The following is a 26,416-nucleotide window of genomic DNA, read 5'->3' on the forward strand; positions in this document are numbered from 1 at the left end:
GAGGAGTGTTTTGATTTCATCACATAAGGGGAAAAGGAATCGGGTATAAAATCCTTTGTGGGCTAAGTCAGAGTTCCGACATTACTATAATAGACTCTAAGACAATATTGGCGGCGAACCTCGGACATCTGGTTTATACTATAACTAAACAATAAGTTAAAGTAAGTGTATAGAACCACCGTTCACCTACCAAGAGGCATTACCTCATTTACTATTACAGGTATGATTGATGACTGGAATATTCTGGATGCTGTCCACCGGCTCCTGATGGCGAGAGTATTCATCCCACGTATCGTACCCACCCGGAGGAAGTAATTCATCTCTTTCGGCGATCTCGGCAATAAGTCTCGGTTCACGCAACAGCTCTACAGGATCAACCAGCTTGATACAGAAGGGGAGGATTCTATTCCAACCATTGAGTTGACGTTTGACCCGCCCTGATACATCGTCTTCGAAGGCAATGATCACGATTTGTTGGATCGTACACTGCGGCCGTTGCTCCGCGATTTCTGCAGCATAGTCCGTTACCCGACTAAGCTTATTGAGATCAAGGCTAAGACTTGGATCACCGAAGACGATGTCACCACTCTCCCCGTGTTCACCGATTACATCAATATCTCCAACTGCGATGCGTAGCTCAATATCGGTGTTGTAGCCGTTCTGTCGAAGGACGTCTTCGAATCGATTCTTCAATTCCTGATGCAATTCGCTTTCTCCTCCGACATCCGCACCCCAGAGTTCATCTTCACGTAGAAGATCCCATGGGGTTCTGGAGCTTATCATCTCACTAAGTCGCTCTATGAAGGAGGAATGGACGTCGATGTCATCCTTATTCGTCGTGAGGGGGAGGTCTGCGTCAGGGTCCAAGGAAAGCGTATTGACGTACCCTTTGATGTGGTTGTCTCGGTTGTGTACCTTATTCCCCGAGAAGTCGGGAATTGTCTGCTGACGTACCTGCCGGCCATTCACGTAGTATCGGATGTCTGCATCCATGATACTATTATCTGCAACAGTTCTGAATCCGGGATTTTGACCCGTTTCGTTCTGTCTTAGCGGAGTTCCGTTCGGGTATCGATCAGCTCGATAGTATTGGATTGTGTGCGACTCATCCCAACGGCTAATCTGCAGGTCAGTCAGCAGGTAGTCCACAGAATCATGAGTGAATTCGCTGTTGTTCGCAGTAATTGGGAAGGTCCACTTGTTTCGTTTCTGAGGACTATCGCTATCGTCTCGGTACTCATTCCCACGCAGTTTCGGGAGTAACGGGATGATTGCATCCCAGACCTGAGTTGCCTGCTCAGCCTGCGTGCCCATGTCTGTTGCTTCCGAAGAATTGCTACTCTGCTCGTAGCACTTGTCCCGGTAGCTATAGTAGATGGTCAAAGGCATTCTATCAATGATTTCAACCGGATCGGCGTCCAGATCAGTGTCATTAGGGATGGCATCATTGCCATTGGCCATCTTCAGCAGCATCGCATAGACAACGCTAATTTGTTCTCTCAGGGCTTGAGCGTAGGTCCAGAGTAGTTCATTCGAGTTCTGATACCCCTCCTTCCAAACATCTTTCCGGAATCGATTGTACGGGCACTCCAGTCGGACACGAGTCCCAGATTCTCCGAGGTCCATCTGCCCATCCCAATCGTACCAACGGTCGTTCGACACAACCCGAGGATGTTTAGATTCTGAGAGCGGGCCATCAACCAGATAGACCGGATCATCTTGACCGGTTGTAGTGAGGATCTGGAAGGAACTCTGAGCCGGTTCGATCCCTTCGTCCCTGAGAACCCACTCGAAGAATGCTATGGAAGCCTTGAGCCCAACGCCAAATTCATTATACAGACCGTCTCCTGCGCTGATACCGGGTCCGAACAACTTCAAGAACAGAGTGGCTGGGCCGATTCCCGGCCCTCGATCGGCTATTTCAATGAAGACTCGGTCTCCATCCTCATCTCGAACCAGTCTAAGTTCGACAGTCGCTTCTTCGTCGATTTTGCCACGAGATGTCTCGAAAGATTCGACCGAGAGTTGCGAACTGATCGCGTTTTCGAGGACGTCATAGATGCCGCCCTGAGTCTTCTTAATAAGGCTGCCAAGCGCATCTACCATCCGGGTGAGAGACGTCGTTTCATTCACTGCCCAATCCAATTGTATCTCTTCGCCCGGTTCAATTGCGCCGCTGTCAAAATCCTCGGATTTAACGAGGTCTTCAACCTCGAAGTCTTCGGGGTCAACGCTTGCTTCGCCGACGCCAAGCAGATCAACAGCGATGTCCTCGACGGAAACTCCAAATTCAAACTGACGGTTCAGGTCTTCGACAAACTCTGGGAGTTGTCCATGGAGGCGTTTAGCTAATTCTTTTTCCAAGACTTCCCGATCTTCGTCGTCTAACTCTTTATCTACTCGAAGGGGGACGTCTACCTCTGTTGTATCCTCAGAGGCTCCACCACTTCTTTCGGGATGGTTTTCGTCTTTTGAGAGCATTCGCCACAGATTGGCGGATGGTTTAAAATATAACCTTGGGTGGGTGCTGCAGTGCAGCAGAATATTATTCTAATAGAATAGACCTGCCTGAGTTATTTGTACAAGCGCGACAAAATGTCACTGTTCAGTCGACCGTCAGGCTTGCAGCCCAGTAGTAAACCTTCCTAAATTACCAGTAGTGGAGTTCTGTGACCTCTTGATCCACCTGTAGATTATGGAGGCTTAGCCACTTACTGGTTGTATGTGACTGTACTACAGTATTCTTTCACCGCTGGACATGGCAATCGGGATTCAAGGTTCGATTCCTTGGGCGGTGCTGGCCCTCAAGGGCCGTGAAACAATGACTGAAGAGTTTGGTATGGAATGTCCACAGTGTGGAAATCGTACAGTGCGAGTCGACATGCCTCCAGAGTTTCCAGATACAGCTCGACTCGAAGAAATCATTCTAAAAGCCGGCAGGGACGAGATAACTGTAATCAGTTTCGTGTGTGCCTCGTGTAGCTTCAATCTGGAACGTGAAGTCACCGTCAAAGACTCCGAGAGCGATAAGTCAACGTAGTTAATCCTCCAACAAACCGAGTAAGTACTTGGATGGTTTTACCAACCATCGAAAAGCCGATCATCACCGTCAACCTGAATCAGAGTCTCACTTGGGTCTAGCCCTGATGAGAGATCGTCGAGTTGGCGTTGATCGCGTTTAGAGGTGTCTACCCCAGTATCTATTTCGACTACGGGATCACGTCCAAACGGACTATCAGCGGTTACATCAGGAATCCGGCCGTTTCGTTTCTTTGGGTCCGGGTATTCTGATGTGTGATCGGCACGGACGTCTGAATAGCCGAGATTCTTGAACAGATCTGCTTGGGATTCTACACGGTCGTCGTGATCATCGTCACCACCGAAGAGGTTGAACATGGGTACCAATAGCATACCCTATGACTAAGAGTTGTCGGTGGTATAACTACATCACAGGATTCGTGTGGTGCCTGTGCTGTGTCTATCGGGAAAGTTAGAATAAGGACTGGGAATCTTGTATGACGCCCTTGACCCAATAACAGAAGTGGGACATAACATTGGACCGCTTATTGATCTGATCAAACCATCAGGGAGTTGCGGATAACCCCACTAACGGTTTCGTACGGTAATAGAGAGCGGCACTACGGAATACTCCGCCGATCTCCTGGCGCGCTTGCATAGTCAGGGCTTCCGGTTGCCGCTCTCCAGTGTATGATCGAGACTGATGGTACTTGTATTTTGAACAGCCCCTGTTTTCCTGTCCTCCCTCGCTATTCGCCGTACTCAACGGGGATCTCTCGTGGTACCGTTTTATGGCTATGTATATTGATTATCACCTTGTCTTGGAGGTTATCCCGGACTGCGTTCTCCCAGATTTCAAGATGCAATTCCCAACAGTCTTCAAGCGTTTCCTGACTGACCTCCACAAGATAATCAACACCTTCGGTCTCCATTGCTGCTTGACCAACAGTTGATTCCAGCGGATATATCGTATCTACGGGCGCGTCGTCGGCGAGGAAGTCCACTGGAGGTATATTCAAAGAGGCATCCGAAATATTCGGCCACAAGTCTCCTTGTATATTCTCGTAGAGAGTTCCTTCAACTCGTCCTTCCAATGGACGGTCAAATCGTACTTGATGGTCTCTATTTACGGAGTCGGCGGAGAAGTTCCGTTCCAGTCCTGTAAGGATGTCATCTACCTCGACTACAAGGACAAAATCCTCCGATAATTCATGAAGTTGCGGTTGAGTCATTGTTCTGTCCCCCAGATAGCCGACTCAAGAGAGCCCGATTCAACGACATCAGAAAACGGAGTGTGATTTCGCATGAGATCTCGCGCCTCGGCAGGCGTCCAAATACCGTCATCCACACCGATAGCTAGCATTCGGGACAGAATTCGGCGGCTTGAATAGCAGTAACGCTTGTCATCGTACTCACGCGCGAGAACTTTCTGGACGTACTCGGCATTCCGTTGTTTGGACTTCTGTCTGGCGCGGAAATACTGAGGTGTCGCGTCGTACCACTTCCGCACAATCTCGCCTTTTGTGGGGTCATATGTCCCAGACAGGGCGGATAGCGTTCCCGTGTCTTCGTACTCTTCAGCAACATCATTGAACACTGCATCGGTCGCGCCCCGCTCATAATAGTGGGCGGCGATGTCGTTCCGGAGTTCTTGCACAACCTCCGGGCTGCAGAGACGCTCGTCTAGAGTTGTGTGCGGGTGAAGCACACCCTTTCTTGCCAGTTGATGTATGTATTTGTCTACCGTTTCAGTCGACGTGTCGAACAGATTTGTAGCAATCTGCCGGAGATGGTACCGCGAATACGGAGGCCCACTGATTTCATCATGGCAGTCATGCCACCGAATAGCCCCAGCAAGGACTTTGCTACGATTGGTCTGACTGACGACCTCAGTATCGGAAAAATCCGCCTCGCCCGGGTCAACAACCGCATCACGTGAAATATTGTTGTAGTCCACTCTACTGCTACAGCTGTCCTCGTCCTGTAAGGGGGCATCCTGCCGCCTCCCAACAGATGAGTCTTCAATAGTGCCGTCTTCGAGAGCCGAAACCATCTGATCCGGTTCTAGCTCATCCATGATGTAGACAAGCTCAATACCAGCTCTGGCGGCTTCAGAAAGGGAAATACCCTTCTCAGAACACCAATTTTCTAGCGATTTTTTTCGTTTGTCACACAACCTTGTTGTGATAGTCGATTCTTTTTTACTCATCTATTCTCACACGGGTGGTATTTTGATCCACCCGTACCGGAGTTTTCAAGGGTTGGCGTATAAGACTTCTCTACCTAGTAAAAGATACCACACATGTATTTGTAACACATCCGAAGAACATTCTCTCGAACATTATGGCCCCGTTGCTTGTCCATTCTCAACGTGGGAACAAGCACCTTTAGGCCTGTGGGGCCGATATAGCGCACTAATTCGAGAAGTCAATACAGTCGTAGAATTATTACTATTCTTTCTAGGGATGGAACTCTTATATGGTTAGGTGACATAGCTGGTTACAACGGTACCGTCAGCTAGCAATAAAAGAAAGAAATTTTATACAAACTATCTCTAAGGATGTAACCCTTATAAGCAGAGAGATAATAGGTTAAATTGAGAGGCCAGTCGGAAACTCGTGAAAGGAACGATCACGAGTGAAACAGAGAGTGGGGACAGCGAGACTCCGACATATGAGTGAGTCCGCGTTCCAACGACTCGTTCTATTCTGTTCGATCTCTATTAACTCACTCAACTAACGGTAGCAACCACCCCCCACGGGGGGCATAGGTTTCGAGATGACATTCCTGAGATGTGTTACACAAAGTTGGATGAATATTGGCGATTTTTGCTTAGATTCTCTTCTCAAACCATACGAGTGGAAATCGACTGTTGATGATGTGCTACAGGACTACTCCAGCCAGACACCAGCCTGCGTCATAACTTCTTCAAGCGATTCGATACGATTGCGTAGGTCATCAACTTCGGTCTGGAGGTACTGGACCTGTTCATCCACACTCAGGCCGTCTGCGGGAGACTCAATCCGTTCCAGCACATCAACTGCATCGCCCGTCAGCTCGACCCGGGTATCTGGAAGACTTGGTCTCTGTGGATGAGATACTTGCTCGATCTCGGCAATACCTGCTTCCGAGAGCCATTCTAACCGACGTCGAATGCGGTTGTGGTCAACACCGATGGACTGGGTGAGTTCGCTTGTGTGATTTGCATCCTCTTGATCTATGCATTTTAGTACGAGCTGTGCTAGAGCATCTAACTCTCGTCCATTCACAACTAGTGATTGGGTATTTTCTATCGACATATGTATAGTTGATCTTTATGACATAAAAGACTTCCATGCTTTCTAGTTCCGCACGAGAGATGCTGCACGTAGCGTTCTACGGACGCACTATAACTATTTCACAGCGTTTCAAAGCAGAATAATTCGGCGTCGGGTATACCCCGTGGGTAAGGCCGGTAATGGATCATCGACCGAGGCTACAACGCTCACTACTCAAAAATGATTATTATTTTATAATTAGTCTAGAGTGCAGGGTTGGGGTCCCGTCAGAATGCTTGAAACATCGTCAAATCCGTACTGACAATTATGTCGATGTAGATGGGGTGTCTCGTGAGATATTGAACCGGCAAATGCGGAATTCTTGAGCATCCGGTGGTAAGCCGAAAAGATAGAGGTACCCCTGCTCACAATACCGTATCCAGTAGGCCGTTGAGTCACTCAACAGCTTGGCTTGCAAATATGGTCGAGTTGGATATTCTCTGTCGGAATAGTAGTGAATCCGATTACTATGGATATACCTCTCAGTCTCTTTCTTCTCAGCCCTTTTCTCAACGATCTCTCGAACCTCGTCCCATGGCTCCAATGCAGGACTGTCAACTAATTCACTCTGACCTTCAGCCCGCCACGAGATTCCCCGTATATCCACGAGTTCATCGAATACTCCACTGATTTTTTGGAAGGCTGTTTCTTCGCTGTCTGTCATCAACGGTTGTCGAGAAGGGGTCGTTGATAAGACTTCAGGGCTTATCCAACACTGTTTGAAATTAGAGCGTCTTCATCGATTCATCGGCGGAAATAGAGGCGCGGATTTTTATGTCATGGATACGACCGGCGAGACATGACTATCCAGAGGCTCACATCAGTTGGCAACGCCGACTGGGATTCTATACAAAATGGTCAACAGAGGCCTCAGTCAAACATTGTCACTATGCGGGCCGAGCCGCCAACAGCTCCTTCCTCTTCAATTGACGAATGAGTTCACAACTCCCCTCAAATATCCAACCCGGGTCTGTCGTAGAAAACCGGAATCGTCTATGGAGAGTTGACGCTGTAAATGGTAGCGTTGTTACGGCTACTCCTTTAGACGGAAACACCGGCGATAGGCATCGATTCTATGTGCCGGTCGAGAACATCGAGGAAGGAAGGCTGGAACCACCGGATTCAGAGAAAATCGGCAACCCAGAATTTCAGCGTCTTCTGAATCGAGCTTACCGTCTCTCGATGCTACACGGGACAGCCCCACTTGTGAGTCTCCAGCGATCAAGGGTGATCCCGACTGAATACCAGCTTACTCCAGTTGTGATGGCTCTGGATATGCCCCGTGTCCGGATGCTACTGGCGGATGACGTCGGTCTTGGGAAAACTATCGAGGCGGGGCTCATCACCAGCGAGCTTATGGCTCGCAACAAAGCGGATCGAATTCTCATCATCACGCCTGCGAATCTTCGGGAACAATGGCGGGAGGCGTTCAATTATTTCTTCCACATTGATGCGGACATCATCAGCCGACGCCACCGGAAGGCGATGGAGAAGGAGATTCCACCGGGAACCAGTCCGTGGGAACACTTCTCGAAGCTAATCGTCAGCATCGACTATGCCAAGCAAAACAGCGTTCGGCACGAAATTCTCGATCAAGACTGGGATCTCGTGATCATTGACGAGGCACATCAAGCGGCGAAGCCTCACGAATCTGGGGCAAACGAAACGGTTGATATGCAACGTTGGGATTTTGCTACCGAAATCACCGACCACGCAGAACACTGTCTCCTCTTGACGGCCACGCCGCACAACGGTTACACTGATTCCTTCGCCAGTCTGATCCGAATGCTTGACGTCGACGCTGTCTCCGGGCCTCGACACGACCCCACGATTCATCGAGAAGTCGCTCGAAAGCACGTCGTTCAACGCCGGAGAGATGACGTCAAACAATGGTTCTCCGATAGTGACGGGAAAAGTCCCTTCCCAGAACGTGACCAAGACGAGGTTCGGGTCACACCGACGAAGTACGAACAAGAGACGTACGACGCCGTCAGAGAGTATGGTGAACTGCTGATGTCGTCCGCCCAGCGTTCCAGTTCTAAGAGCCAAACGCTGGCACGCTGGTCCGTTATCCACTTCCTCAAGCGAGCGCTGAGCAGTCCAGAGGCACTCCGACAATCACTGAAGAATCGTCAAGACAAGCTCGAAGGCCGGTTGGATGATCTCGACGAGGAAGATACACAGACTGTAATCGAGGAGACTGCCGGGATTTCTGAATCGATGGCACAGGCAAATGCACTCGACGACGATCCCGGAGAGGAGTATAGCGAGGAGGAAGTCGGAGAGCGAGTTGAACGGGTTGTCACCGGTGACAAGGCCGCTATCGAACAAGAGCTGGAAGTCCTCGAAGGCGTCGCAGAGAAGGCGGAAAAGGTCACTAAAACCCGTGACGCAAAGCTACAGCAACTCCTCGACGAAACCCTTCCCAATCGGTTCCAGTACCCCCGTGTCATCATCTTCACAAAGTACGTGGACACGCTGGAGTACCTCGAAGAGCAGATCAAGGACTCGCAGAGCGACGAGACCGATGTCTTCACCCTTCACGGGTCTCTTAACGAAGCCCAGCGGAAAGAGCGCTTCAAGGAGTTTGAGGACTCCACACGGGGCGTCCTCATCGCTACCGACGTCATCAGCGAGGGGATGAATCTCCAGCACGCCGCAAACCAGATCATTCACTACGAGCTGCCGTGGAACCCGAACCGGCTGGAACAACGGAATGGTCGAATCGACCGGTACGGACAGAAGAACGACGAGGTCGTCATCCGGACGATGGTCGTCGAGGACCAAATGGACGTCGCCATCCTCGAAAAGCTGGTTCAGAAAGCGAACAACATTAGACAGGAGTACGGGTTCTCACCGCCGTACTTCGGTGACGACGAGGGGATCCTCGAACTCCTCAAAGACGAAGGGATCGACGCCGGGGTTCCACAGGCGACACTCGAAGAGTTCGGAGGAGGTACCACACCATCTGAGCGAGACAGTGCAAGCGTCTTCGACGACGAGACGCTCGACCGAATCAAGTCAGAGTCCTTCTACGGTCACACCGAAGTCGGGCTACAAGAGGTGCAAAAGCGCAAAGAAGAGACGCACCAGCGGATTGGCGGGCAGGGCAGCTTGGAGCAGTTCGTAAAGAGTGCCCTGAACCTGTTCAGCTGTTCGTATGACATGAACGTCCAAGGGCACCTCGACATAGAGGTCACCGCTGATCGGCTTCAAGGGCCGGACATCGAGCGAGAGTACGAGGATGTGACGTTCGACCCGAACGAGGCATCCCAGTCCTCCGATACGGAGATGCTCGACATCGCTCACCCACTCGTGCAGCGGCTTATCGAAGCAGTCAAGGAAACTGCATTAACCGACGAGGAACGGTACGGGCGGACGGCCATACGGGGAACGGATGAAGTAAGCGAACGAACAGCAGTATACACAGCACTTGTGCGATATGTGGCAGACACCAAGCCTGACCCAACGATTATGGAGGAACTGGTGCAGGTTGGGTTGCCCATCTACGGGAACGAACCGCTCGATCAGGAAACCGTCGAGGCACTGGAAGAAAGCGAAGCCAAACCGGTTCAGCGAACTCAAATGGAGAAAGAAGACGACCTCGAAGCGGCGCTCGGACACGAGGCATTCGAGCAGACGCTGCAACACCGAGCAGAACAGCGCCGGGACAAGATCGTCGAACAGCGGACGGAGATGCGAGCGGAGCTTGAGAAGTCAGGAACTGGGAGTTGGCTGTCTGGCATCGACGACGTCGAAATCGCAAGTAAAGATCTGCTGACTGTCACGGTCTATTACGGGAGCAACTAACAATGAGTATCGATACACCCTCCACCGACGCGGACGAGGAATCAAGTAGCAGCACGCGACGAACCGGATCGACGACATTCATCACCACTAGCGGTGGTCTGCTCACAGACGAACTGGTGAGCAAACTCCGCCAGCGTCAATGCGGGGAGTCTGCCGTTCGTCCAGAGACCTTCGCGTTACCAGATACAGAGCCGCCCGAAGAGGCGGACCTCGAACAAGAGATTGGGGATACGTGGGACACGCTTCGAGAGCGTTGGGACGAACTCACGATGGACGAGACGTTGTTCCATATGGACGTCTCGGACGCTCGCCAGAAGTGGATCCTCAAGCTGTTCCGGAACCTTGGCTTCGAGCCAGTTTTCCAGCGTGAGAATCTCGAAGTGGGCGGCATCGAGGCGAACCTCTCACATAAGGGGTGGCCCGACGGTGACATCGAAAGCTACGGCGAGATGGAAGGGCGGACGGCTCCGATCCTGCATACCGTCGAACCGGAACAGAAGTTGGACGAGAAGCCAGAAGATGCTCCCCGTGGGGCTAAGAGTCCGCACGACACGCTCCAAGAGTTCCTCAACGCCAGCGACGAACACGACTGGGCAGTCGTAACTAACGGACTGACGCTCCGTATTCTCCGGGACTTCTACCACACGTACACCCGTGGGTACGTGGAGTTCGATCTGGAGAATATGTTCACCAGCCGGAACTACGGGGACTTCCGAGCGCTCTACCGGCTCTGTCACGCCACACGCTTCATCGAGCCAGTCGTTGCTGAGGAAGAAGAGGATGATATTGAACCTCCGGTGGAGCAGCTGTATCAGGTCGCTCTGTCTACCGGAATCAAGGTCGGGAAAGACCTACAGTCTAACGTCGTAAGCGCCATCGAGACACTAGGTACTGGACTACTCAATCAGGAGATTCGAGAATTCCTCCAAGAAGGCGGCGAAGAGGAAGCTAAGGAGTACTATCAGGAGGTTCTCCTGTTAGTGTACCGCCTGCTTTTCCTAATGTATGCGGAACAGCGGGGGATGATGGCGTCCCGTGACAGCCTGTACACCGACGAGTACAGCATTACGAACCTTCGTGAGAAGGCCGAAACACGTCGAAGTGGGAGTGATCGGAACACCGACCTCTGGCATGGTCTGCAGTCCACATTCCGACTCGTCGAGAAGGGTAACGACGAACTCGGTGTTCCCTGTTACAACGGAATGCTCTTCGATTCAGAGCGGCTCAAATGGGTATCTGAAAGTGAGTGTTCCAATGACGACCTCTTAGACGCAGTCGAGGACCTGACCCTCATTGAACATGAGGGAACGCGCCAGCGGATCTCGTATGCTGATCTCGGTGTAGAGGAGATTGGGTCTGTCTACGAGAGTCTGCTCGAATTTACACCAAGGTTGGCGACCGAGGTTATTGAACTGGAAGACAGAACGGTATCTCGTGGCGAGTTCTATCTCGATGACCGAGGAACCGAACGGAAAGAGACCGGGAGTTACTACACGGATCCCGGTCTGGTTCAAGAACTAGTTCAGAGTGCGCTCAAACCCGTCGTGGAAGACCGTCTGGAAAACGCCACTACAACTGCCGAAAAGGAAGATGCTCTCCTTGATGTCTCAGTCTGTGACCCAGCAAGCGGAAGCGGTGCGTTCCTAATTGCTGCGAACAACTTCTTAGCACAACGGCTCGCACAGATCCGCTCTAAAAATGACTATCCGCCTGAGGACCAAATCCGTGAAGCCCGGCGAGACGTCCTTCAGCATTGTATCTACGCTGTCGACCTCAACCCGATGGCTGTCGAACTGGCAAAGGTCAGCCTTTGGATTAATTCCGCTGTAGAAGATAAGCCATTGAACTTCCTTGATCACCACATCAAATGTGGGAATTCCCTGATTGGGACTAATTCAGAACTTCTCGAAAGAGAATTCCCCGTGGATGCCTACGAAACGTCAAGCGGACGTGACTGGCATGTCGGAAACGAGATCCGAAAGCGGGTTAGGAGCGAAAACAAGGAACGGTCAAAGGGATCCTCAGAATCATCGCTCCAACAGTGGGGTGCGGGAAAGGAGGAGTACGTCGATATAGCTGAGCAGTTGGATGCGATTGAAGAAGAAGACACAGAAGATATAGAGAAGAAAAAGCAGCTGTATGATGATCTACGCCAATCAGAGGGATTCCAGCAGGAGATGTTGGCATACGACATCTGGACTGCGGCGTTTTACTGGCCAATGGACGATTCTGTGAAAGAGTACCCTACTCCGTCAACTATTGAAAAAATCCGGCGTAACCCGGACCCAAAAGATGAGGCCCTAGAGAACCTTATTTCGAGAGCGACTGAAATATCAGAAAATCAATTATTCTTCCACTGGGAGTTGGAATTCCCAGAAGTGTTTAAAGGAGGATCAGATGGGTTTGATTCAATTATCGGGAACCCGCCTTGGGAAAAGCCAAAATTGGCACAAAAAGAATGGTTTTCCGGAAGAAATGACGAGATTGCGTCTTCTGATTCAAAAAGCGACCGCGAGCGCCTAATCGACGAACTCGAAGGGAAGAATCCGGAATTGTATCAAAAATGGGAAAAAGCACAGAGGAGGACAGATCAGACTCTGAAATTCCTCAGAGAATCAGGTCGATATTCACTATCTGGCCAAGGTGATCTCAATACGTATCCAATATTTACGGAACTTGCATCTGAATACCTAGTTGAATCCAAAGGTAGAGTCGGTTTAGTGGTCAAGACAGGGATTGCAACGGACTATCATACTCGTAATTTATTTGCCCACTACGTAGAAAATGACCGGATTGCTAGTCTCTTTGATTTTGAGAACACTAAAGGTCTGTTTACCGATGTAGAAAGAAATGAACGATTTTGTCTACTTACGTTGACAGGGCCTGATTTGCAAGCCGGAGGAGGAAAGTTTTCGTTCCACAATCAAACTGTGGACCAAGTTCGAGATGACAATAAAGTATACAAATTAACACCCTACGATCTTGAACAAATCAATCCTAATACGAAATCATGCCCTACATTTAAAAATAAAAGGACGCGGGACATTGTCGTAAAACTCTACAGAAACCATCCTGTGTTAATCAATGACCAGAGAGAAGAGAATCCATGGGGGGTTAAATACCATTACATCTATCATATGTCGAACGACTCTGGTTTATTTAGTGATAATAAGCTAGAAAACCTTCGACAGGAAGGCTATAAATTGGAACAGGGTAACATCTTAGAATGTCAAGATGGTAAATATTTGCCCCTATATGAAGGAAAACTCATTAATCAATTTGACCATCGATTCGGAACATTTGAAGGAGTTCCTCCCGAACAGCGGTTCAACAGAAAAGCGGAAACTAGAAAGTTGACTGCGGAAGACAAGACGGACCCAGATGTTGAGCCTCTACCTCGCTATTGGGTTGCCGAAGAGGACTTTAATGATAGGAAAGATGAACTGGAATGGGACGAAGGATGGATTTTCGCATTCCGGAACGTAGCTAGATCACATACAGACTTTCGGACTTCAATCGGGACAATCACTCCCTTCTATCCTCACGGGCACAGCGCACCCGTATTGACCTTTGAAAGCGATCAGCCTGCAAAGATAGCGGTCCAATTTACTACCCTCTTTACTTCATTTAGTTTTGATTTTGCCCTGCGACAATCCATAGGTGGTGCAAACTTCACCCTGTATATCTTAAAGCAATTACCAATCCCGACACCGTCGGAGATTGCCGAAAAAGAAGTTGAAACTAAAACTGGGAGTGAGTCTTTAGATAACTTCCTCATAGAACGGGGGTTGGATCTACTGTGGACTTCTCGTTCATTAGATCCTCTCGGCAACAAATTTGATCTTCGGGACCAACCCAATGAATGGAGTGAAAACGAAAGGCGTGAGCTTAGAGCTGAGCTTGAGGCAGCTATCGCACATCTATACGGTCTAAATAAGGATGAGTTTGAGTATATTCTGGACGATTTCGATATACTTCGGGAACAAGAGCGAGAAGAATACGGATTCTTCCGGTCAAAAGAGGAATGTCTAAGAGAATTTGAGCAAATGAATGTGGTATAATATACTATACTTCAGCGTACTTGTCCTGCAGAAGGTTTTGAATTCGAGTGATCAGGGGTTCAATCAGTTCCTTTTGTTTAATTCCTTGGATGGAAAATTTCCCATTTGAGAATAGTAGAAACGTAGCAGACGGCTCTTCAAGTCTTATGATCGCTGCAGGGAATTGCTCGGGCTCATATTCCACTTCGATTCCCTCTTTCGAAAGATCAACAGCAAGACGTTCCAATTGTAACGGATACCCAAATTCACCACTTACAGCAATATTCGTAATTTCAGGCCCACTAATCAGTTCTGCATCATGGCCAATTTCTTGAATACGCTCTATAACTGTGTGGGTGTGTTCATTCGCCTCTTCAGAGCTTCGACAGCCATAGATTAGTAATCTTTTTTCTGACCAATCTCGACCACTAATAATAAGCCGGACATTGGAGTTCTCGGGAACGAATTTATAACCCGTATCAGTCCGTTCGAACCCATCAACCATTTCCAGCTTAGTCGGATCCATGCAAACGACCGACTTATGCATCATCGAATGGGCTCGATATTCCACCCCATTTACTTGATGGGGCTCTTTTTCAGTGCCGGCGGTCATCTTAGTTACTGAACGGTAGGAACCATAGTGGCCTGACTCTTTTGCATTATTGAGATATGTGATGAATCCTCCTGTTCGGAATTCACAGGTCTTCTAAACGGCTAAAGAGGATTTTATTTGATCATAAATTTTCTCAGCAGTACTCTGATGGCGCACACCAGTTATCGACACTTTGCCAGTTGAAAAGATAGTTGCCGTACAATCAGAACTTCTAGGACGGTAGATGACAGCTGGAAATTGTTCTGGCTCATATTCGGTTTGCCCTTCGAGTACTTCTATAGCGTCATTGAGCTTAATGTGACCTCCTAAATCACCCTGCAAAACGATAAATTCAGTAGAGGTCGAATCATTTATGTACGATTCTACAATGTCTAAATTAAGTTCTTTCAGTGATTTCACCAGCCATTGTATTGTTTTCTTAACATCTTCAGGAGATTTTGCACCAGCTATAGTAAATTTCCCAGACCTATAATTGTAACTGTAGGTAGATTTTTTGGTCGAAAATAGGCCCGTCCAGAATTTATACTGTATTCTGAAACCTGAATATCTTCTGCTAATTTGTCGGTATCTACTTCTCCAATCCCGATGTCCCCACTGACGACCAAATTTACAGTATCAAGATTATTATTATTCATTGTTAAGTCGACTTGGCCCCAGTCCAAAATTGTTGGAGCAGATGCTGTTTTTCAGCAATTAGCGATACAGGCATTTAATGCTCCTCTTCCCGATATAGGCAATAAACAACTGTTAGCCGTCTTGAAATTGCCGACACTGGGTGGAGGAATTGGCATTCAGATCAGCATAAGCATTTTGTCCCACTTGGCCATCTGACAATGTAATGGCTACTCGTCTCAATCCTTTCGATGCCCTCGACAACGTACAATCCTCCTATCGTTCCTATGTCGAGACTTTCCAAAATGTCGACGATGAGACAATCAACGCTTGGATCGAGAACCGCATCGAGACGGGGAAGGTTCTGTGGAAGGAACCATTCGTCCAACTAAATCAACGCTTCAAGTACGGAGACAGACTCGAAGATTTCGTTGCAGACGATAAGCTCCATGAGGGTATTCTAGACGTGTTTACCGGTGCTGGCGGCGACCCTATTGAGCCATACAAACACCAGACTGAGGCGATCCAGTCGATACAAGCCGGAAACAACACCATCGTCTCCACGGGCACGGGGTCCGGGAAGAGTTTCGCATTCGGGATACCCATCGTTAGCCACTGTCTCGAAGCCAAAGAGCGGGGAGAAGACGGTATCAAGGCTGTCATCATCTACCCGATGAACGCTCTGGCGAACTCTCAGTACGAAGACTTCGCAGAACGGCTCAACGGAACAGGCCTCCGTCTGGGCCTCTACACAGGAGACACTCCACACAACCCCGACGAGGCACCTGAATTCCTCCGACAGTTTGGCCGTGAGGAGGCCTTCGATTCCGAAGTCGTCTCTCGGGAGGAGATGCAGAACGACCCGCCAGACATTCTGATGACGAACTACGTCATGCTCGACCTGATCCTTACGAGGCATGACGACAAGAAGCTCTTCCCAGAGATGCATGAAGGTGCCTTACAGTATCTGGTCCTCGACGAAATCCACACCTACACCGGCCATCAGGGTGCCGACGTCGCCGCACTTGTCCGCCGGCTGAAGGAGAACACCGACGCCGGGGACGAACTCGTCTGTATCGGTACGTCTGCAACCGTCCAGAGCGACGAAGGAATCAACGCTAACGACGAGATTGCAGACTTCACTGGGAAGATTTTCGGCGAAGAAGTGGACGCCGAGAACGTCGTCCGTGAGTCTCACTATCCGCTGCCCCTATCTGAAGATGAGCCCCTACCCGGTGACATCGAAGTCACCCCCGACGACATCGCCAGCTTTGATGGGAGTCTCGAAGCCGCTCAAAACCTCACCGAGAAGCTGCTCGACCGAGAGTTGGTGCCGGCGGAAACAACGGATGCTTCCACACTCGGGGACACGCTGGAAGACCATCCCACAATCAAGTTCCTCGATGAAGAACTGAGTGCCCGGAGTCAGCAAATCTTCGCCGGTGAGGATGATAGCGAAGATAGTGATGATCTCGTCAGTCGCTATCAGGACCAGTACCGACCCGAGGCATCCCGCGACGAAATCGAGCAGGAACTACAGGCAGCCCTGCTCGTCGGGACCGTTGGAACAACTGAGATACAAGGTGAGGAACAGCCGATTTTCATCCCGAAACTCCATACCTTCTTCAGTCAGGGAAGCGGCCTCGTCTCCTGTCTCACCGAGGCGTCCTTCGAGGACGACGATCCCCATCTGAGTGATGCCGGTGACATCGAGTGCCGCACGTGCGCCCAAGAGCATGACCGCACTCGTACTGCCTACCCACTTTCGTTCTGTCGCGGGTGCGGACAGGAATACTACACCGTTGTCGTCGACGAGGAATACAACGTATCTCAGGGAGCATTGAGTACCTTCGTGGACACCGAAGAGGATGAAGAAGATGCGTACCTGATGCGGGGCGATTGGGATCGAGACACTGCCCCACTCCCGGACGAGTGGCTCAACGACAACGGCCAGCTGCGAGATACCTACATAGAAGCCGAACCTCGACCGGCGACCTACTGCCCAGAATGCGATCAGCTAACACCCGGTCGAGTGGAGCAGGGACAACTCGAATGTGGGTGTTTCGCCGCACAGGGCGTTGAAGTGATGAAAGTCAACGAGCCGTTCCTGTTCTGCCCGAACTGCGGTGTCCACTACACACGCCGGGTCAAGAACGAGTTCAACAAGCTGTTCACGTTCGGTACAGTCGGTCGCTCGACTGCGACGGACGTCCTCATCGGGAATACGATGCGGAACCTTCCCGACGATCAGCAGAAGACGATCGCCTTCTCTGACAACCGGCAGGACACTGCACTACAGGCAGCTCATCTCAATAATCTCTACCAGCGAGTTCGGTTCCGACGGTCGCTATTCCATACGCTCGCTCAGAGCGACGACATTAGCCTCACGTCACTCGGAAATGACGTGTTCGACCTGCTCGAAGAGGAAGAAGCTCTTCCCCCAGCGATAGACACAGGGATGTTCGGTCCCTCCGCAGAGGACCGCCAGAACTACAGTAACTATCTCCTGTTCAACGTCATCCTCGAACTCGGTCGAGAACAGCAACGCACTCAGCAGAGCCTCGAAGACGTCGGGCTAATCGACGTTAAATACGAGAACCTCGATAAATTAGCCGAAGTTGACGACGTGTGGGACTCAACCCCTGTTCTCTCGAATGCCGATCCACAAGTTCGAGAGGAGTATATCCATGGGTTCTTGGACATCTTCCGTCGGAGCGTTGCGATCGACCACGAGAGTACCACGAACTTCGCCGACTTCAAGCGCAATGTTATCAACCAACTCGACGAAGAGGTCCATTTCCATGGACAGGAGTTCTTCAACTTCCCAGTTGGGTACAGTGACACCGCAAACACTAGTGGGCGACACCGAGTGCGTCGTCTCACGCATTCCCGGTCTCGCCACGTCCGATGGACCTCGCGTGCGTTGGACGTAGACACGGATACTGCGAAAGCGATCATCAACAGCGTCATTGACGTTATCAGCGACGATGAGATTCTCAAGCTACTGACGCAGAAATCACTACAGTACACCGGCAAGGTGTACATGCTGAATCACAGCGCAATTCGGGTGACACACGCTGATCCTGATGACGTGCGAGTCTGTCCGAAATGTGGAACACCGACGACGCGTGACGAACTCGATGTTTGTCTGAACTACAGCTGCGACTCGATTACGCCAGAAAAGACGGATCTCGAATCGTCCTACTTCTACGACCTCTATACTGAGTCGTTCGACGATGCTGTGGACATCATCGCCGGCGAACACAGCGGACAGGTCGAAAACGAGAAGCGAAAACAACTGGAGTCGGACTTCCGAGAAGGCGAGAAAGTGAACACCATCGTCTCGACGCCAACGATGGAACTCGGCATTGACATTGGTGACCTCTCCAATGTCTATATGCGAAACGTCCCACCGAACCCGAGCAATTACGCCCAGCGTTCGGGCCGCGCCGGTCGGCAAAATCAGCCATCCCTCGTTACGACATTCTGTGGTCGTGGATTCGGAAAAGGATCACACGACCAGTACTTCTACCGACATCCTGAGCGAATCATCGCCGGTGAAATCAGTCCACCGACGTTCTTGCTCAACAATCAGGATCTGGTCGAGTCGCATATCAACGCGCTCGTTCTCGAACAGATTGAACTGAAGTTCAAGAGTAAGCCCCGCCAGATGCTTGTCATCGAAGAGGGGAGCGACTACGAGATTATGCCCGATTACCGGGCAGATTTAGAGGACGCTGTCTCGAACAATCGGGAGAAAATCATCCGAGCGGTAAAACAGGCGTTCGCCCGTGAACGCGAACAGGATTCCGTTGGCGAGTGGTTCACTGACGCGTTTATCGAGCGTAAAGTGGACAATTTCGTCGATAATCTCGATGAGGCATTCCAACCGTGGCGACGTGAATATACCCGCTTAAGCAGGGAGTTGCGGCGATTGAATAGTCGTCTTGCGACAGAAGAGGGGTCATACCAAGATAAGATTGAGCGAAGTGCCATCGAAGATCGGCTAGAGGATATGCGCTCTGGGAATAAACGCTTCTACACCTACCAGTATCTCCGCTCGCAGGGATTCCTGCCGAACTACGGATTCCCGAGACAGAGTACGACACTGACGTTCACTTCCCGAGAGGATGACATCCAGCGGGACCAGACACGGGCTATCAGCGAATTCGCACCCGGAAACCACGTTTACTACGCTGGAGAGCGGTTTGCTGTTCGGTATGCCCGACCTCGGACGAAGGATTCAGAGCCAGTCACCCGGAATCTCCGTGTCTGCCCAGAATGTGAGACAATCCTGATGGGTGAGGATGCTCAGGAGGCCGCAGCGTGTCCCTCCTGTGAGATGTCTTTCGATGGGACTCATCCGAATCCGAATGCGATGGAATTCCCGAACCAACACGCTCGACCAGAAGAATATATCACCAGCGACGAGGAAGAACGCCGACGACAGGGATATGACATCAATAGCTACTACGAGCGGTCTGATCCCCAAGCCTACGACTTAGAGGGCGCTGGGATCGAAGCCCGAGTGACCTACGAGGGAAGCGCGAATATTGTCTTGGTCAATAGCGGCCTCCGAGATGCTGATGACGATGATCTGAACGGATTCGCCCTCTGTATGCAGTGTAACCGCTGGCTGACAAGCGAGGATCAAATCGAGAGTCACATTGACGAAGACGAGCCAGACTGCTACGCTAATGCATCTGAAGAAGCGATCAAACGTGAAATCGAGTTGTTCTCTGAAGGGCAACACGACACGGTTACATTGACAACACCGCTTCCGGGCGACCTAGACCCTGAACAAACTGAGGACTTCTATCGAACCCTCAAAGAGACTGTCTATCAGGGGATTCTGGTTGCGTTCGATCTGGACGAGGAAGAAATTGATACATTCATCAAACCAGCAACGGGAGAACACGGGCAAGTCACCATCGTAATTTACGAAACCAGCGAGGGGGGTGCAGGCGTACTACACTCGCTGATGGAAGAGGCACGCTTCAGAAAGGTCATTCGAGAAGCTCAGACTGTTCTTCACGGTGAACCTGACGATGACGGATGTGAACGGGCGTGTTATGAGTGTCTACTGTCCTTCTACAATCAACGGGAACACGAGTCCCTTGACAGGACCCTCGTTGAGTCGTGGTTGGATAGTCTGGAGGCTGCAACGCTAACAGAACTGGCTGAGGAGAGTAGTAGTCAAGATGATGGGAGTTTTGATGAGCTGTTAGAAGCTTGCGACTCCAGTTTCGAGCGTGAGGTACTTCACGCTATTCAGGATCAAGGCTTCGAACTTCCTGACGAGGCACAGAAAGTCATCTATGACGGTGACGAGCCGGTAGCAAAGCCGGACTTCTTCTATGAACGATCTGGTAGCTCCGTCGCGGTGTTCGTAGACGGCCCTGATCACGAGAAAGACTACGTCAAAGAGGATGATGATCGCAAGAGGACGAGACTCAAGCAGATGGGTTATAGAGTGATTGGAATTTCAGATGTAGAATGGGTTCCTGAGGTTTGGGAGAATATATAACTCGATGTGATTAACGTCTAATAAAGGAGATCCGCTGGTAAAGATTTCGTAGTGGAGACGATATATTCGTCTCCTGCACCGGTAAACCATTGGACAGTAGGTGTGTGCTGTATTGATAGAATGATGAATCAGACTGTTGATTTTTAACTACGGTGTTAGAACCAATGGATATGGTCAGAGAGGACCTAAGGTCCCACCCAAAATATGAGTCCTGTCATCACTGTAAAGAGGCATTCGAGAATATTTCCCTCCATTGGCAGACTGATGGCTACTGCGATCATCCAAGCTACAATCCCGGTCAAAAAGCTACAATCACAGGGATGCTGTTATATAAGGGTGTTTTGACGCCAGACGATAACAGAAGGAATAATTCACTGGTCTGCTTCTTTGAAAACGAAGATGTTGCGAACACATTGTTCGATTTCTTTGACGATTTAGCGCTAAAAGTTAGATACGTCGATAGTAAGGAGTACTACGGTGATCATATTCGACGGAAGTATGCTTTGTTTCTCAAGTCACACCCATATCTCACATTGCGGAAAGAAAACTGGGGTGCGGGACGTGATAAGTCGGTTCCTGAACCGGGGTCAATAGATGATGTAAGTGTCACTACTTTTAAATTTTTGTATAGTATTGTTGGAGAGTGGGGGTTTGACGGTCATGGCTGGCCTGTTTTCGATTGCACACGATGTGACGTTACCCCCCATCATTTGCGTGGGATACTCAGTAGGTACGATCCCTTCGTTGACCAGTCGAATTTCAATTCCGTCGTACTTCGGAATGCAGAGCAGTTCTTTGACGATCTAAGTATGGTTTCTGTGGACTTCTAATTCAAAGGGCCACTCCAATTCAGGTTTCGTTCCCATAAGTGACTTGAACCATCAGTCTTTTCTCCACTTCCGAATCTATCCTGAGAAGATATTGAGTAAACCAGTGAGTTTACTCGTTTGTTTACTGGTATGTTTCATGTGATGTTTTCTAGTAAGGGCTTTGCTTAGACGCAGTGCAGATGGTCCACTTCAAGTTCCGCCGCAGAGAACAAAATCTGGGAAAGAGACACTCATGGACCGGCTGATTCGGAATAGCGGATCTAATCAACGCCTTCAGAAGCATCTAAACAGGTAAAGAGGGTTTTATTTACAGGCTAGAACGTTTATCTGATCAAAACAGAGGGTACAGCCAACAGAGCGTTACAATGACCATGGGACGAGGAACGGATCGGAGAACGGGAGCAAAGGTTGAGGAGTTGTGCAACAAGTTGGACAAGTTGTTACTCCGCGAAGTGTACGGGCGGGACGCGTTGGCGGAGGACATCGTCAAGGAGTACTTGAATATAAGGTGGTCCGTCGGGGTTATTAGTCCGCCTCGGAAGTGTTCTCTTGGTCAAACGGCCTGATATTCCAGCTGAACCGGTAGTCGAGGTAGTAAGGACGGGTGATGACGGCGGCAAGGACGATGACCGCGATGGCATCGAGAATCAACAGTCCGACACCGAGGGCCTCCAGACTGCCTCCCAGTTGGAACTGTTCGCTTAGGAACGACGAGAGGGAGCCGAGACGGTCAAAGAGGAGAACGACGAAGACCACGGAGAAGAGGGTGGAGATGACGGTGACGAATCTGGAGGCGGTCTTCTTGTCGGTCTGGATGTCGAGGAAGGTGTTGATTTTCTCCTCGATCTTGCCAATCATGTCCTCTATGATCGGGGTCTGCTCGGCGGATTCGATGCGGCCGTCGACGAAATGATGGACGTGCCAGCCGGGCGTCTTCTCGCAGTGACAGACGATGTAGTCGCTTTCATCCTTTGACGCGACGAAGTCTGTCTTGCTGGTGTCTATCCCATACTGAATGGTCTCCACCGGACACACCTCACCCACCTCTCGACGTACCTCATACCCGGAGTCAGAAAAGTACCTTTGGAGGCTCTGCCGCACCCTGTCTCGGAAGTCTTCGAGAGGTCTGTACTCATAGAAATCGGCCCCAATCGTCTCCTTGAGGCGCTTCACGCCCCGGGTGAGTTGTTCTCGGAAGTCGTCCTCAAGAAACTCTCGCCACGAGTAGCAGTACTCGCGCTCGACGGCCGAGTGGTTGCCGAAGAAGGAAACCCCAAACTCCAGCGAGAGTGGCTCGAAGTCGTACCGTTCGAAGTCGTTCCTATCGAAGAAGCATTGGAAGGTGATCTCAGTTCTGTCGATCTGCCCCGTGAGGACGTATCTGGTGGGACTCAACTTCTCCAACTCGGTGGAGTTGAACACGCCACTGTCCCGCACGGTCCTGACCCAGTCCTCAATGAGTGCCTCTGGTTCGAGTTGGTAGATGGAAGTCTCGGTTTCCCGCCTCTCACTGCATCCACAGGACGAGATAGGGATGTTGTGCTTCTCGCAGCGCCGCTCCGTGGAGACCGAAAAGTAGGGGTTGAGGGATGGGACGATGTCGCGCTCGATGTCGAGGTAGTCAGCGTACTGGTGCAGTTGCTCGCCACGGTATTCGAGGGCGGAGACGTCGCTCACCTCGGCCCGGTAGAAGGCTTCCTCCAGTACGTCGGCCTCATCGGCTAAGATCATACTGCTCTATCGCGTATTCTATCACGTCCGCCGGACTGTCCCAGTCCTGAATGAGAAGATGGTGGAGGTGGTTAGAAAGGGCGTCGAAGTCAATGTCGGGCCTGTCGAGCCGGTGACTGGCGTAGTCATTGAAGAATTCCTCTATCTTACCGTCATACTCGTAGAAGTCGTCAAATTCGGTCACGCCGTCGACATCCTCGGCATCCGGAATTCCCTCATCACACAGCTTGATGCCGATATTGGCGATCATGGACTTGTGGAGTCGAAGTTCCTCCGTCTGTGTGTCCTGCTCGCCGAAGTAGGTCTCGATGAGGTTGTCGAGGGCGCGGTTGGTGTCGCTGACGTGGCTGTTGGTCATAGTGGATGATTGTCCCCTAAACTTCACGCCGGCGTAGGAGCGGATGAGTTCGACGAATGGAGTGAGGAACTCCTTGTACCCACGGATGGTGTGTATTTCTCCAACGATTGCGTCGAGGAGGTCTGCCGGGACGGGCTTGGAGGTGGTCAGGTGGCCGTCATCAAAGATTCGGAGCATCACGTCTCGCTCGTCGCCTGCGTCCGCCCGAGGATGATCGACGTAGAACTTGACCTTCCGGATCTGGCCTGCGTCGTCGGCGGCGCGCACGAGTTCGGTATCGAAGATGTCCTCGTCGTGCTGGCCGGTGTAGTCGGCGGTGTCGACGCCGGCGATTTCGATGGTGTAACCCAGCCCGGAGATCTCGCCCTCCATCTCCTGCAGGAGGAACAATAGTTCTGTCTCGTTCAGTTCAAGGAGACTCGTTTCACCAACGCCAGTCAACGTCCCTGTCCGCCCCATCTCGGTAACCGTCTTCGCTATGTCGGTCTTCAGGCCTTCAGCGATCTTCGAGTAGTTGGAGACGGCGACGAGACTGGTCTCTGTGTACACCCTCGCCTCGATTCGGTACCGGGCAGGTGCCTTGATCTTGTAGTTCTCTCCGTACTGCTCGACTGTCTTTCCGGACTCCTTGTTGATAATCTGGATCGGGATTTTCTCGTCCGGGTTGATGTCCTCCAGCCTCGCCGTGGTTCGGAACTGCAAGTCCACGGAGTCCGGGTCGGTGTTGCAGTCGGTCAGGACGATGGGTTCAACGAGGGAATCGAAGTCGGAGTCAATACGGTCGCCCTTGTGGTTTTCGGCCCGTCGAGAAAGTTCGTTCTGAGCGATGTTCTCCCCGGCGACGAACAACTGCATGTTGAACTTATCGCCCTCGGTACCGTAACTGTTGAAAAGCGTTGAGACCAGCCGGCGGTACTCGGGTGTGCCCAACTTCTCCTTGGCCTCGTCGAAGAAGTCGCCCTTCCCGATGCGTTTCAGATCTTCTTCGGTGAGTTGGAGTTCGTCGAGTCTTCGGTTGATCTCGGGGGTTTCGGGTGAGATGTTCGGGGTGGGGATGCGTCTAATCTTCTCGTCGATGGAGTACCCGTCTCTGAACAGGAAGCGGTCAGTCGTCATACCGATTCTCCGCGTAGAGCGGGGACTTCTCCAGCTGTCCGTCAATCATGTTTTGCATATAGCTGAGGTGGCGGGATGTCTCTTTGATGAGATCGTGAGGCTGGGTCACGGAGTCGATGGCCTCCTGCACGTCACGTTGCTTGACGGTCTTCCTATCGTCGTCCTCAGCTTCTTTGGTCGCCTCCAGCCAGATGCGTTCGGCGATGAACTCAAGATGGTGGTGGAGTTCATCCACAGCGTCTGAACCCGCCCGCATGTCGGACTTTTCTTTCACGAAATTCTTGAGAGAGTGGTTTTTGACCGGGGACGGTGGGTTGACAGAGCCTTCCTCATCACCTTTCATAAGTGCATCCAAACAATCATATCAATTAGTACTTTGCACCGATTCGTGGTGGAAGGCGGTGTTCCGTCCAGTTAATCTTGTGAAACACTGTTAGATGAGTTGGATACTTGGGCGGGAGACCCGTCCCCGCCGCTCTAGAAATCAATCTCCTTGGGCACTGTTCTATGACATCTTTATGATTCTGAACCAATCATCACTTCTAGCACGATATGAAGTTTGATCGCGCTCCAAAATTTGCTGTACTGACTTCCCTTGTCGAGTCAATCTGTCGCGCCAGAGCTGGGAATGAGAAATGCCTGAGGGACATGAAGAGATTTGCTAAGATGGGGTTCGTTATCGATTACGTGGTAGTCTCTGGTCCGGTAGGCTTGTAGAGCCGATCGAATGAGATGTAATCCATCCTCATCTAAGGGGCCGATGTAGATGGGAACATGGTATAATTTGTTTTCTCTGCTCCCAGCGAGCGAAACGTAGAGTTGTCCGACTGCAGCATACTCGATAGCCACATCGATCGGACCAAATCTGCCATATAGATGACCATGATGGTAGTCATGGTAGTTGGAGTGCTTCCCGGCATGGATTGTAAACGGCCTCCTCAGGTTGTGGTGTTGTAAGGTATTGCTAGTATATCGGCACATGATTTCATGGACTTCTTTAGCGGTCTCGAATCCGGGGCCGTCTGTGAGGAATTCAACCTCATCACTGACGTCGCCATGACATTCCCATTTATTCGCGTCGATATGAGATAGTTCGGTACAGATGTCTTCAACGATGAAACTGCATTCTTCGACGTCAGCAGTCGTTAGTCGTTGTTCTTCCATATGGAGGTTCGCTGTGGACTCGTAGTCTTGGAGACTGGTCTGTTCTAATGTCATTCTTTGCCCTATCGGTGGTGCGAACATGCTCGGAATAAGACTTCGGGGCTTAGCGAATTAGTTCAAAAATGTATAATTCCATGATATGCAAAATAGCGTCCCGGAATCTAATACTCAAGGACATAAGTACGTGAAGATATTCGGAGGCTCGATGTCATCAAGCGCAATGAGTGCAGCCTCACGAAGTTCATCTAATGTGTCGAAGAGACGGTTTCCAAGAGACTGA

At 50.6% G+C, this 26,416-nt stretch carries 18 protein-coding genes and 1 pseudogene; 6 read left to right on the plus strand and 13 right to left on the minus strand.

Annotation, left to right across the window (positions count from 1 at the left end):
* Positions 1 to 204: 204 nt before the first annotated feature.
* Positions 205 to 2,481 carry an ATP-binding protein gene (locus MU521_RS05645; RefSeq protein WP_139171039.1) on the minus strand — a complete coding sequence of 759 codons (2,277 nt, stop codon included), beginning with the start codon at positions 2,479 to 2,481 and terminating at the stop codon, positions 205 to 207.
* A gap of 358 nt (positions 2,482 to 2,839) precedes the next feature.
* Between MU521_RS05645 and MU521_RS21925 the strand changes: the two genes are divergently transcribed.
* Entirely contained in the window at positions 2,840 to 3,040 is a 201-nt protein-coding gene (locus MU521_RS21925) for a DUF8105 family protein (protein ID WP_490166456.1), read from the plus strand.
* Between the two features lie 38 nt (positions 3,041 to 3,078).
* On the opposite strand, the gene MU521_RS05650 is transcribed toward MU521_RS21925, so the two are convergent.
* From MU521_RS05650 to MU521_RS05670, 5 genes are all read right to left on the minus strand, one after another.
* Complete coding sequence (locus tag MU521_RS05650; RefSeq protein ID WP_139171038.1) at positions 3,079 to 3,396, minus strand: hypothetical protein; 318 nt, start codon at positions 3,394 to 3,396, stop codon at positions 3,079 to 3,081.
* 371 nt (positions 3,397 to 3,767) lie between these two features.
* Positions 3,768 to 4,250: a DUF8009 family protein gene (locus tag MU521_RS05655; RefSeq protein ID WP_139171037.1), complete on the minus strand. Its 483-nt coding sequence runs from the start codon at positions 4,248 to 4,250 to the stop codon at positions 3,768 to 3,770.
* Positions 4,247 to 5,227, minus strand: coding sequence for a hypothetical protein (locus MU521_RS05660; RefSeq protein WP_139171036.1), 981 nt, complete (start codon positions 5,225 to 5,227; stop codon positions 4,247 to 4,249). The genes MU521_RS05655 and MU521_RS05660 overlap by 4 nt, the downstream gene beginning before the upstream one ends.
* Before the next feature lie 682 nt (positions 5,228 to 5,909).
* Complete coding sequence (locus tag MU521_RS05665; RefSeq protein WP_139171035.1) at positions 5,910 to 6,317, minus strand: hypothetical protein; 408 nt, start codon at positions 6,315 to 6,317, stop codon at positions 5,910 to 5,912.
* Between the two features lie 283 nt (positions 6,318 to 6,600).
* Entirely contained in the window at positions 6,601 to 6,999 is a 399-nt protein-coding gene (locus tag MU521_RS05670) for a hypothetical protein (protein ID WP_139171034.1), read from the minus strand.
* Positions 7,000 to 7,412: 413 nt separating this feature from the next.
* Between MU521_RS05670 and MU521_RS05675 the strand changes: the two genes are divergently transcribed.
* Both MU521_RS05675 and MU521_RS05680 read left to right on the plus strand, forming a co-directional pair.
* Entirely contained in the window at positions 7,413 to 10,145 is a 2,733-nt protein-coding gene (locus tag MU521_RS05675) for a helicase-related protein (protein WP_245681131.1), read from the plus strand.
* 2 nt (positions 10,146 to 10,147) lie between these two features.
* Positions 10,148 to 14,206, plus strand: coding sequence for an Eco57I restriction-modification methylase domain-containing protein (locus tag MU521_RS05680; protein ID WP_092687533.1), 4,059 nt, complete (start codon positions 10,148 to 10,150; stop codon positions 14,204 to 14,206).
* Positions 14,207 to 14,210: 4 nt separating this feature from the next.
* On the opposite strand, the gene MU521_RS05685 is transcribed toward MU521_RS05680, so the two are convergent.
* Both MU521_RS05685 and MU521_RS05690 read right to left on the minus strand, forming a co-directional pair.
* On the minus strand, positions 14,211 to 14,798 hold the full coding sequence (locus MU521_RS05685) for a TATA-box-binding protein (protein WP_092687530.1): 588 nt from the start codon (positions 14,796 to 14,798) through the stop codon (positions 14,211 to 14,213).
* Between the two features lie 93 nt (positions 14,799 to 14,891).
* Positions 14,892 to 15,197, minus strand: a complete 306-nt coding sequence (locus MU521_RS05690) for a TBP family protein (RefSeq protein WP_175452752.1) — start codon at positions 15,195 to 15,197, stop codon at positions 14,892 to 14,894.
* 186 nt (positions 15,198 to 15,383) lie between these two features.
* On the opposite strand from MU521_RS05690, the gene MU521_RS05695 reads away from it, so the two are divergent.
* The 3 genes from MU521_RS05695 (at position 15,384) to MU521_RS05705 (ending at position 21,767) form a co-directional block, all read left to right on the plus strand.
* On the plus strand, positions 15,384 to 15,629 hold the full coding sequence (locus tag MU521_RS05695) for a hypothetical protein (RefSeq protein WP_217630101.1): 246 nt from the start codon (positions 15,384 to 15,386) through the stop codon (positions 15,627 to 15,629).
* A 7-nt stretch (positions 15,630 to 15,636) separates the two neighbouring features.
* The gene (locus MU521_RS05700) at positions 15,637 to 20,937 is read left to right on the plus strand and encodes a DEAD/DEAH box helicase (protein ID WP_092687524.1); all 5,301 of its coding nucleotides are present in this window, start codon (positions 15,637 to 15,639) and stop codon (positions 20,935 to 20,937) included.
* A 170-nt stretch (positions 20,938 to 21,107) separates the two neighbouring features.
* The gene (locus MU521_RS05705) at positions 21,108 to 21,767 is read left to right on the plus strand and encodes a hypothetical protein (protein ID WP_139171033.1); all 660 of its coding nucleotides are present in this window, start codon (positions 21,108 to 21,110) and stop codon (positions 21,765 to 21,767) included.
* Positions 21,768 to 22,292: 525 nt separating this feature from the next.
* Here the strand turns inward: MU521_RS05705 and MU521_RS05710 are convergent.
* The 5 genes and pseudogenes from MU521_RS05710 to MU521_RS05730 all read right to left on the minus strand — a co-directional run.
* On the minus strand, positions 22,293 to 23,498 hold the full coding sequence (locus MU521_RS05710) for a hypothetical protein (protein WP_092687521.1): 1,206 nt from the start codon (positions 23,496 to 23,498) through the stop codon (positions 22,293 to 22,295).
* Positions 23,482 to 24,972, minus strand: coding sequence for a hypothetical protein (locus MU521_RS05715; RefSeq protein ID WP_092687518.1), 1,491 nt, complete (start codon positions 24,970 to 24,972; stop codon positions 23,482 to 23,484). Before MU521_RS05715 ends, MU521_RS05710 begins: the two co-directional genes overlap by 17 nt.
* Positions 24,962 to 25,315, minus strand: a complete 354-nt coding sequence (locus MU521_RS05720; RefSeq protein WP_092687515.1) for a histone-like protein — start codon at positions 25,313 to 25,315, stop codon at positions 24,962 to 24,964. The genes MU521_RS05715 and MU521_RS05720 overlap by 11 nt, the downstream gene beginning before the upstream one ends.
* A gap of 260 nt (positions 25,316 to 25,575) precedes the next feature.
* Positions 25,576 to 26,136, minus strand: coding sequence for a hypothetical protein (locus tag MU521_RS05725; RefSeq protein ID WP_139171032.1), 561 nt, complete (start codon positions 26,134 to 26,136; stop codon positions 25,576 to 25,578).
* Between the two features lie 168 nt (positions 26,137 to 26,304).
* Positions 26,305 to 26,416, minus strand: a pseudogene (locus tag MU521_RS05730) (IS630 family transposase); the annotation flags it as partial.

It is taken from the genome of Halorientalis regularis, from assembly GCF_023698535.1.
Classification (GTDB): Archaea; Halobacteriota; Halobacteria; order Halobacteriales; family Haloarculaceae; genus Halorientalis; species Halorientalis regularis.